The organism is Jeotgalibacillus sp. ET6, assembly GCF_029667115.1.
Lineage (GTDB): Bacteria > Bacillota > Bacilli > Bacillales > Jeotgalibacillaceae > Jeotgalibacillus.
Map to the genome: position 1 here is coordinate 134,964 of NZ_JARUIU010000006.1, position 9,087 is coordinate 144,050.

Below are 9,087 nucleotides of genomic sequence, written 5' to 3' on the forward strand. Positions count from 1 at the left end.
ATAATAAAAGATAGAAGAAAAAGGAGGGTTATAATGGAACAAATAAAGATTGGTTTTATTGGGACAGGAGTAATGGGCACCGGAATTATTCAGCACTTGCTGACACTGCCGAATGAAATTCACATTTTTAACCGTACAAAAAAGAAAGCCGATTCTCTTATTAAGAAGGGAGCAGTATGGCAGGACTCACCCACTTTTATAGCTCAGAACTGCCAGGTGATTTTTACAATGGTAGGATATCCCAAAGATGTTGAAGAACTATATTTGGGACAGGACGGATTGCTTCATCATGCACTAGCAGACACGATCTTCATTGATTTAACTACGTCTACTCCTTCATTGGCGGTAAAGCTCAATCAGGCTGCTGAGAAACTTGGTTTGTCCCTTTTAGATGCACCGGTTTCGGGGGGAGACGTTGGAGCGAAGAATGGTACTCTGTCCATCATGGCAGGAGGAAGCGAAGAAAAATTTGCCAGAGTTCTCCCGCTATTCAAGACGTTTGGCCAGAATATCGTTTATCACGGTTCTGCTGGAAGCGGTCAGAACGCTAAAATGAGCAATCAGATTGTTATTGCTTCAACCATGATAGGGGTATGTGAATCATTAACATATGCTAAAAACGCAGGTTTAAGCTTAGATCTTGTTCTTAAAAGCATCTCAACTGGCGCAGCAGGCAGCTGGTCTTTATCGAATCTGGCTCCAAGAATGATTGTCGACGATTTTGAACCAGGCTTCTACGTAAAGCATTTTATAAAAGACTTGTCGATTGCTTTAGAAGAAGCTGAACGAATGGAACTAAAGCTGCCGGGGCTCCAATTAGCCCATTCACTATATAATGAAATATCAAACGCAGGGTATGATGACAATGGAACACAGGCGCTGATTTCGTATTACCGACAGGGATAATAAGACTGCCGGATAAGCAAATGGAACATTGTGCTTATCCGGCAGTCTGAATTAAATGTATGGATTACTCTAACTTATTATCTAGAAACTTGCTGATGCGGTGGAATGCCTCATGGATCGAATGTTCAGAACATGCATAAGAAACTCGAATGAACCCTTCTCCGTGGCTTCCAAAGGCAGTGCCTGGGATTACCCCAACCTTTTCCTTTTCTGCAAGCTGAACCGCAAAATCAAACGAAGTCATGGAAGAAGGAATGCCGGCCAGATAATAAAATGCCCCGTCCGGCTCCACTGTTTTAAAGTTGAGACTTTTAAGGTAATCTCCTGTGATCTTACGTCTTTTTCGATATTCATCTCTCATTGGAACAGCATCATTCATTCCTTTAGTAAAAGCAGCAAGGGCCGCTTTTTGAGAGATGGATGAAGCGCATGAAACATTGTATTGATGCACTTTAAGGCACTCTTTTGCCATCCACTCCGGTGCCATCAGCACCCCGATTCGCCAACCCGTCATGGCATGGGATTTGGAAAGACCATTAATCGTGATCGTATGTTCTTTGATTATGCTGCCTATGGATACATGCTCCCGATCGTAGGTGAGCTCGCTATAAATTTCATCAGCCACGATAAGTAAATCATTTTCTTTTACCACTCTGGCAATGGCTTCAAGCTCACTTTCAAGCAGACTTACACCAGTAGGATTAGATGGGTAAGGCAGTATAATACATTTCGTTTTAGGTGTTAAAGCGTTTTGGATTTGATCTGCCGTTAGTTTAAATTCTGAAAAGGTCGTATCAATTAATACAGGCACGGCCCCACATTGCGTGATAATGGGCGTATAACCCGGGTAAACCGGGCTTGGCAGTATCACTTCATCCCCGGGCATCAGAATGGTTCTCAATGCAGTGTCAATCGCCTGTGAAGCTCCGTTCGTAACGATTATTTCATTTTCAGGATGATAGTGCAGATGATACTTCAGTTTCATAAAATCACTGATTGCCTGCCTTAGTTCAATGAACCCTGCGTTATGTGTGTAGGAGGTGAAATTTTCATTTATTGCCCGAATGGCGGCGTTTTTTATATGTCCGGGTGTTTCAAAGTCAGGCTGACCTAAAGTCAGAGAGATCATGTCGTCTATGTGGGAGATTCGGTTGAAGAATTGCCTTATTCCGGATATCTCGAGTTTTTGTACTTGCGGATTTAAATTTATACTCAAAGAGAGTTCCCTCCATTTCGTGTTTCTACGATAGTTTACCATTTCACTAGACAAAAGGCATGTTTCTTAAAAAGCATTTTCACTAATTAGGATTAAACGTTTAATAAAATGGATAAACCTAAGTATCGAGCATGAAAGGAAGAATTAGATGATTCGAACGATCGGCTTTAAAAAGGATGGAACCTGTCAACAAAATGCTTCTCTTGAAGACATTAAGCGGGGCGGATTTGCCTGGTATTGGGTGGATTTTGACCAGCCGGACTCAAAGGAGGAAGAGGAACTCGCAGCCACCTTTGATTTTCATCCGCTTGCAATAGAAGATTGTTTGGAAAAAGGCTACCAACGGCCAAAATTAGATGATTATCATGAGTACATATTTTTTCTGATACACAGTCTGTCAAAAGAGACGTATGATGCACAGGAAGTGAATTTATTTGTTAACGACAATATGCTGGTTACGTTTCATCACGAAAAGCTTGAAGGCATTGAGCAGCTTTGGAAGAAGCTTCAGCAGTGCGCGGACGTGGAAGAATTTGATCCTGTCAGCTTAGTACATGCTATCGTTGACAATATTGTTGATGAATATTTTCCTTATGTTTACGGAATTGAAGACCATTTAAACCATATAGAAGAACGTACGGATGAAAATTCCTCTCATGACTTAATGGACCGGCTGTTTGATGTCAGGCATGATATGCAGAAGCTGAGAAGATCTCTGCTTCCAATGCGTGATCTTCTATACAGATTGCTGAGCACATCGAAAATCTCCATAGATAAAGAACAGCAGCTATATTTTCAGGATATTTATGATCATGTCATAAAACTTGTTGAGATGCTCGAGTCCTACCGTGAATTTTCTTCCGACATTCGGGATAATTACATATCTGTCAGTTCTGACAAAATGAACAATATTATGATGACGCTTACCGTTATTACCACCATTTTTATGCCTTTGACGTTTATTGCAGGACTTTATGGGATGAATTTCGTTCATATACCGGAGCTCGAATACCAAAATGGCTATTTTGTAGTGCTCGCTATTATGGCTTTAATTGCGATGGTAATGTTTCTCGTATTCAGAAGGATTGGCTGGCTCCGTTTTTCAAAATCAAAAAAGAAGAAGAGAAGAAGAATTTTTCTTAAGTAGTTAAGCCGACTGGGACTTGTGCCTGTCAAACCATTTACTAGATATGATGAAACCACAGATGAGGCTGGGACATAACTCATAAAAGTTTAAAAAAAGAGGACATATTTATTACTAGTAGTAGGTGAGCGGAGCGGAAGGTGGCGCCTCCAGCAGGATATGACGGCAAGCTGAGCCTTTACGGGGCAAGGTCCTGAAAAGGCTCAGCGCCGTCCCTGCGAAAAGCGTCCGCCTGAAGCGAAGTGAACCGGTCGTAGAGCTTGAGACACTTATGTCCCAAGCTCATCTTTTTGTTCTCCCTTTATAATGAGAACTGGTAAATGAGTGATCAAAAGAGAATAAAACGTGTTTTTAAAATTCATAAGATACTATTCAGCGAAGAGCTTTCATACTGTAAATGTAAATAATGCGTAAATGAGAAGGAAAATTGCCCCTGTTGCCGGAATTGTATAGAGAGCAGATTGGAGGATATATTTACTATGCAAAAAACACCCATTCAAGTAAGAAACACGCAACCGCCGAGGAAGGGATGGAAGCTTTATTTAACTTTGCCTATTTTGTCATGGGCCTTGTACGATTTTGCCAATACCATCTTTTCTTCAAATATAAACACTGTTTTTTTTCCTTTCTATCTTGATTCTGTGATAGGGAGCAGCGAAGAAATGAGCCAGGTGGCAAGTACATTTATCTCATATGCGAATGCACTGGCAAGTTTTTTTCTTGTTCTATTTTCCCCTCTCTACGGAGTTTGGATCGACCGGACAGGCCAGAAGAAGAAATATATTGTCTGGTTTGCCTCTATTTCAATCATCGGTACGTTCATGATGGGGGTCCTTGCACTTGGGAAATTAGAAGCAGAGTGGTTTGGTCTGCCCGCCGAGTTGTTTTTAGTCGTCATCATGTTCGTCATTGCAAAGTTCTTCTTTAACAGCTCACTTGTCTTCTACGACACGATGATGAGTGACCTGGGAACGAAAGAAGAAATGCCCTTGATATCAGGCTTTGGAGTAGCGGTAGGCTACCTTGGCACGCTGGTTGGTCTGACGGTTTATTTATTTGTGCAGGAGGGAAGTCCGGAACAGGCGTTTATACCAACAGCCATTTTATACCTGCTTTTTTCACTTCCTCTTTTTTTCTTTTTAAAGGATCCGGCTCCCAAATATAAAAGTAAACAATCAAATGTATCGTTTTTGTCAGGATACAAAGAAATCTGGTCGACATTTAAAGAGATGAAATCGTATAAGAATGTCTTTACATTTATGATTGCTTATTTTTTCCTGAATGATGCCATCGCAACGACTATAGCTATTATGGCAATTTACGCTACAGCCGTGGTGGGGTTTAACAGTGGACAATTTATTATTTTGTATTTGGTTTCTACGATCGCGGCCATTATAGGTTCTTTCATGTTTGGATACATAACAAAAAAAATCGGCTCCAGAAATGCGATTGTTGCAGTTGCATGCATACTAATCACTGCACTTGTAATCGCAGCTCTTGCTGTAGCTCAATGGATGTTCTGGTTAGCCGGGAGTCTGGTAGGCATTGCACTCGGCTCAATGTGGGTGACATCTAGAACATTGATCGTGGAATTAACACCAGAAGAGAAGCGGGGGCAATTTTTTGGCTTATTTGCCTTTTCCGGTAAAGTATCCTCTATTATTGGACCGCTTATTTACGGTACCATCACTCTCAGCTTAAGGGAATACGGCGATATCGCAAGTCGTTTTGCTATCTCATCCCTTGCAGTAATGGCGATAATCGGATTGATTATATTATTCAAAGTTAAACAGCCCTCGCATAATGAAACACCATGATTTAAGCGTTTTTCTTGACTGGCAGAGTCCTCATTTCTATAATGGAAAATGTGTTTTTTAATAATTATTTTAATGTGGTGAAAAAAGATAAATCACACCATTTGGTTCAAAAATGAATATGGTGAAGAGAATCTGATCACGCTAATGTCTAAGGAGGCTGTTTTATATGAAATTGCGAGAACAAATGCCCGAACTGCAGGGAGCTACAAAATGGCTGAATGGCCAGGTGTCAAAGAATGATCTGGTGGGAGATAAGCCTACTTTAATACATTTTTGGTCTGTAAGCTGCCATCTTTGTAAAGAAGCAATGCCGGATATTAATGAATTACGTGATGAATATGAAGATGACCTTAATGTGATAGCGGTTCATATGCCAAGATCTGAAGATGACCTTGACTTGGGTGTAATTGAACAAGTGGCAAGAGGCCATGACATTGTTCAGCCGATTTTTGTAGATGGAGATCATAAGCTGACAGAAGCATTTGAAAATCAATATGTACCTGCTTATTATGTATTTGATAAAGAAGGTCAGCTCCGCCATTTTCAAGCAGGCGGAAGCGGCATGAAAATGCTTCGCAAGCGCTTGAATCGTGTGCTTGGAGTCGAAGAAAAGAAGTAGGTCTGCAGAAAGTACAATTTAAAGAAAACTGAGTAAGTATATACATTGTCAGTATAAGGTGAGCGGACCGGAAGGCGGCGACTCCCCGCAGGACATGGCGGTTGCTTGAGACATCCCACAAGGCAAAGCCTGAGGAGGGCTCAGCGCCGTCCCTGCGTAAAGCGTCCGCCTGAAGGGACGTGAACCGATCGCAGAGCTTGAGACACTTTTGTCTCAGGCTCATTTTTTTCGTGCCTTCAATCTTTTATCATGGTATAGTATAGGAAAAAAGATACAGAGGTGGACCCAGTGAAAGAAAATCAGGGCATTCTTCTTGAAAGCGGAACAAATGAACTGGAAATTATTGAATTTGAAATCAATCATAACAGGTATGGAATTAATGTAATTAAAGTTAAAGAAATAATTCAGCCTGCAGCTATTACCCCCATTCCCCATGCCCATCCTTTCGTAATGGGGATTATCCAACTAAGAGGAGAAGTTCTTCCGGTAGTGGATATACGAAAAGTACTTGGCGCCGCCCGGCAGGAAAAAGTGCCCCATCAAAAATTCATTGTATCTGAATTTAATCAGCAGAAGATTGTTTTCCAAGTTGATAATGTTTCCATGATTCACAGAATATCATGGGATCAAATTGAAAAGCCTTCACAAATATACCAAAATGAAGCCTCACAGGTTATTGGCGTAATTAAACGGGAGAACGAGATGCTTTTGCTGCTTGATTTTGAACAAATTTTGCTCGAAATCAATCCGGAGACGGGAATTAACGTAGGCATGGTAAAACAGTTGGGAAAAAGAGAACGTTCCTCCAAAAAACTGCTTATTGCAGAGGATTCTCCAATGCTCCGCAAGCTTTTATTCGATACGTTAAATGAAGCCGGATACGATCAAATTGAGTTTTTTGAGAACGGAAAAGACGCATTTGAATTTTTGACATCTGTAGATGAGGCTGACAGCGAAAAAAGAATTGAAGAATGTATTCAGCTGATCATTACTGATATTGAGATGCCGCAGATGGACGGCCATCATTTTACAAAAAAAGTAAAAGAACACCCTGTTTTTTCTAAGCTGCCGATCATTATTTTTTCTTCTCTTATCACGGAGGATTTGAAACATAAGGGCAACCAGGTAGGAGCGGATGAACAAATAAGCAAGCCTCAAATCAGCGAATTAGTGCAGTCCATTGACAGGCTGGCTCTATAAGCTGACAGCCCTAAAACTTCGCCATTTATTGATTTTTATCTTTTTGAATGGCTCTGTTAAAGTTGAGTGTTGATATTACCTAAAAAAGAGGACTTCCAATTTTATGGAAGTCCTGATTATATATATTTCTTTATTAAACTAAAGCCCCCGATTCCGTAAGACTCGATTTAAAGTTACATTAATTTAAGCACCATCTTTTCATTGGATAACTAAAAATCAAATTTAGAGTATTTATTAATTATGCCCACAATAGTTTTTTTATCCAATCGTCACCTTCCAAAAAATACTTTAATCTAACATGCTGTCTATTTTCATCTGCTTGCCAAAATTCAACCTCATTAGCCCTAACCTTGTAAAGGGCCCAAGAATCACAAGTTCTAACAGGATTATTTTCCAAGTTAGACAGTTGATCTGACAGAGCCTCCTCAAAGTCGCTTTGTTTTTCCAAAATTGAGCTTTGTTTACCTATTAATGAAATAGCACGTGCTACCTTTCCTCGGTTCAAAAAGTCCTTAACATTTGTTTCTCTATCCATTTTCATTGCATTACCACGTATCCTAATTTGCCGACCAATTAAAGACCAATAAAAGTTTAAGGAAACATCAGAATTAGCCCTTAATTGTTTACCTTTTTCACTATTAGTACTAGTAGCAAAGTACCAGCCTTTTTCGTCCACATCTTTAAGTATAAGAACTCTCGAATCAGGCTTACCTTCCTTGTCTACTGTAGAAAGACTCATTGCATGAGGTTCATAAATATCATGATCAAGTGCGACTTGAAACCATTTTAAGAATAGTTCGTAGGGAGAATAAGGAGTCTCTTGAACTTCAAATGATGGGAAAGGTCCTAAGAGTGTTTTACTGTTTTGGATTTTGTGCCTTACGTGATTCATAGTAATAAACAGCTCCTTATTAATTGTTATTTCAAAATCTAGCAAGTCATCTAACATATACCAGCGTAGCTCAAATGAACGTAATAAAATAACAGAAGTCAAGATCAATAGCAACAAAATATCAGTAAGCCATATTAACAGATCACTTAGTTCTTACCTCTGTATAATTACAGTTTATCTCGAAAATGAGTCTTCCACAATTCTGCCCTATACTGGAAGACTCAGTTTCGAGATAAATCCTCTCTTAGGGAACAAGATTCAACAGTTATATCTTGAAAGTCAATCGCTCCATCCCTAACGTCTGCGAAAAGGTTATCTTGTCACGGTCTGTTGCGACAAGTATACATACTTATTCGTTGCTTATGCCGCGTTTCTTTGCGGACCACCCCGTTTGCGAGATTTTCTATCAGCAATCTTCCTTTTCCCTTTTTCTGAGTACAGGAAATAGGTTTCGTCCATTTCAACGATACCTTGGAAATGTGAACTATCCATTTGTTTTAATGCCGATAAGAGCTTATGCCTCCAATAGAACAAAGTGACGTGAGTGACGCCCCCAATCAACTGTGCTGATTTGCGAAGGGAATACCCCTCTATCATACATTCGATAAACTTCATCCAGCGATGGAGATGGCGCGTGCGGTATAAGACGGTATTGGTGAGGTCCGTAAACGTCATACGGCAAGCCTTGCAGCGATAACGCTGTTTCTTCACTTCCTCACCGTCCACGATCGAGTATTTTCCGAATCGAACAATATGTTCGGATTCGCAATCAGGACAACGATAACCTTCCTTATGCTTTCGTTCTGAAATCTCTTGTAGTGGGGTTCCCGTAGGGGATGATGCAGTAAGAGCATCGATTAAATATTCCCGTAACCGATGCTTTTCCGCTGGATTCAGTTTTTGAATGGCTTTAAGGATTTCGGTTGCTCTCACAGTCATCACCTGCTCCTATTTGATGACTCTATTACAGAACATTTGTTCGATTTGAGCGAATATCAATTAAACTTTAACAGAGCCTTTTGATTAAACAATATAAATGAGACCTAATTGAACAAGCCTGGAGAACTGAGCGTAGTCCCTGCTCAAAGCATGTGCATGAAGTACCGTGAAACGTTAAAGAGCCTGAGACTTTATTTTTGGGAACCGACCCCCGAAAGTTAGAGTGAAAAACTAACTTTCGGGGGTATTTTTTATGGCGATATATAGTGAGGAATTCAAACTAAAGCTTATTAGCGAGTATCTGAATGGGGATCTCAGCTACGATTTGTTGGCAAGAAAATATCATATCCCAAG

General features: G+C 40.2%; 7 protein-coding genes and 1 pseudogene. 5 read left to right on the plus strand and 3 right to left on the minus strand.

Translation table 11 applies throughout. The features are described from left to right. Positions 1 to 33: 33 nt before the first annotated feature. On the plus strand, positions 34 to 906 hold the full coding sequence (locus P6709_RS15200; protein ID WP_278241781.1) for an NAD(P)-dependent oxidoreductase: 873 nt from the start codon (positions 34 to 36) through the stop codon (positions 904 to 906). 64 nt (positions 907 to 970) lie between these two features. Here P6709_RS15200 and P6709_RS15205 read toward each other — a convergent pair whose 3' ends face one another. Further along, positions 971 to 2,164, minus strand: a complete 1,194-nt coding sequence (locus P6709_RS15205; protein WP_442905347.1) for an aminotransferase class I/II-fold pyridoxal phosphate-dependent enzyme — start codon at positions 2,162 to 2,164, stop codon at positions 971 to 973. A gap of 106 nt (positions 2,165 to 2,270) precedes the next feature. On the opposite strand from P6709_RS15205, the gene corA reads away from it, so the two are divergent. The 4 genes from corA (at position 2,271) to P6709_RS15225 (ending at position 6,902) form a co-directional block, all read left to right on the plus strand. Beyond that, positions 2,271 to 3,269: a magnesium/cobalt transporter CorA gene (corA, locus tag P6709_RS15210; RefSeq protein WP_278241783.1), complete on the plus strand. Its 999-nt coding sequence runs from the start codon at positions 2,271 to 2,273 to the stop codon at positions 3,267 to 3,269. A gap of 476 nt (positions 3,270 to 3,745) precedes the next feature. Next, positions 3,746 to 5,083, plus strand: a complete 1,338-nt coding sequence (locus tag P6709_RS15215) for an MFS transporter (RefSeq protein ID WP_278241784.1) — start codon at positions 3,746 to 3,748, stop codon at positions 5,081 to 5,083. 166 nt (positions 5,084 to 5,249) lie between these two features. Then, entirely contained in the window at positions 5,250 to 5,702 is a 453-nt protein-coding gene (locus tag P6709_RS15220; protein WP_278241785.1) for a TlpA family protein disulfide reductase, read from the plus strand. 288 nt (positions 5,703 to 5,990) lie between these two features. Continuing rightward, on the plus strand, positions 5,991 to 6,902 hold the full coding sequence (locus tag P6709_RS15225; RefSeq protein ID WP_278241786.1) for a chemotaxis protein: 912 nt from the start codon (positions 5,991 to 5,993) through the stop codon (positions 6,900 to 6,902). A 238-nt stretch (positions 6,903 to 7,140) separates the two neighbouring features. On the opposite strand, the gene P6709_RS15230 is transcribed toward P6709_RS15225, so the two are convergent. Together P6709_RS15230 and P6709_RS15235 are read right to left on the minus strand one after the other, a co-directional pair. Then, positions 7,141 to 7,794, minus strand: a complete 654-nt coding sequence (locus tag P6709_RS15230) for a pyridoxine/pyridoxamine 5'-phosphate oxidase (RefSeq protein ID WP_278241787.1) — start codon at positions 7,792 to 7,794, stop codon at positions 7,141 to 7,143. Between the two features lie 277 nt (positions 7,795 to 8,071). Then, positions 8,072 to 8,733, minus strand: a pseudogene (locus P6709_RS15235) (IS1595 family transposase); the annotation flags it as partial. Positions 8,734 to 9,087 lie beyond the last annotated feature (354 nt).

Bases quoted from the DNA above. Each gene is read 5' to 3' on its own strand.
- P6709_RS15230 (WP_278241787.1), bottom strand. From the start codon at position 7,794: ATGAATCACGTAAGGCACAAAATCCAAAACAGTAAAACACTCTTAGGA.
- P6709_RS15215 (WP_278241784.1), top strand. From the start codon at position 3,746: ATGCAAAAAACACCCATTCAAGTAAGAAACACGCAACCGCCGAGGAAG.
- corA (WP_278241783.1), top strand. From the start codon at position 2,271: ATGATTCGAACGATCGGCTTTAAAAAGGATGGAACCTGTCAACAAAAT.
- P6709_RS15200 (WP_278241781.1), top strand. From the start codon at position 34: ATGGAACAAATAAAGATTGGTTTTATTGGGACAGGAGTAATGGGCACC.
- P6709_RS15205 (WP_442905347.1), bottom strand. From the start codon at position 2,164: ATGGTAAACTATCGTAGAAACACGAAATGGAGGGAACTCTCTTTGAGT.
- P6709_RS15220 (WP_278241785.1), top strand. From the start codon at position 5,250: ATGAAATTGCGAGAACAAATGCCCGAACTGCAGGGAGCTACAAAATGG.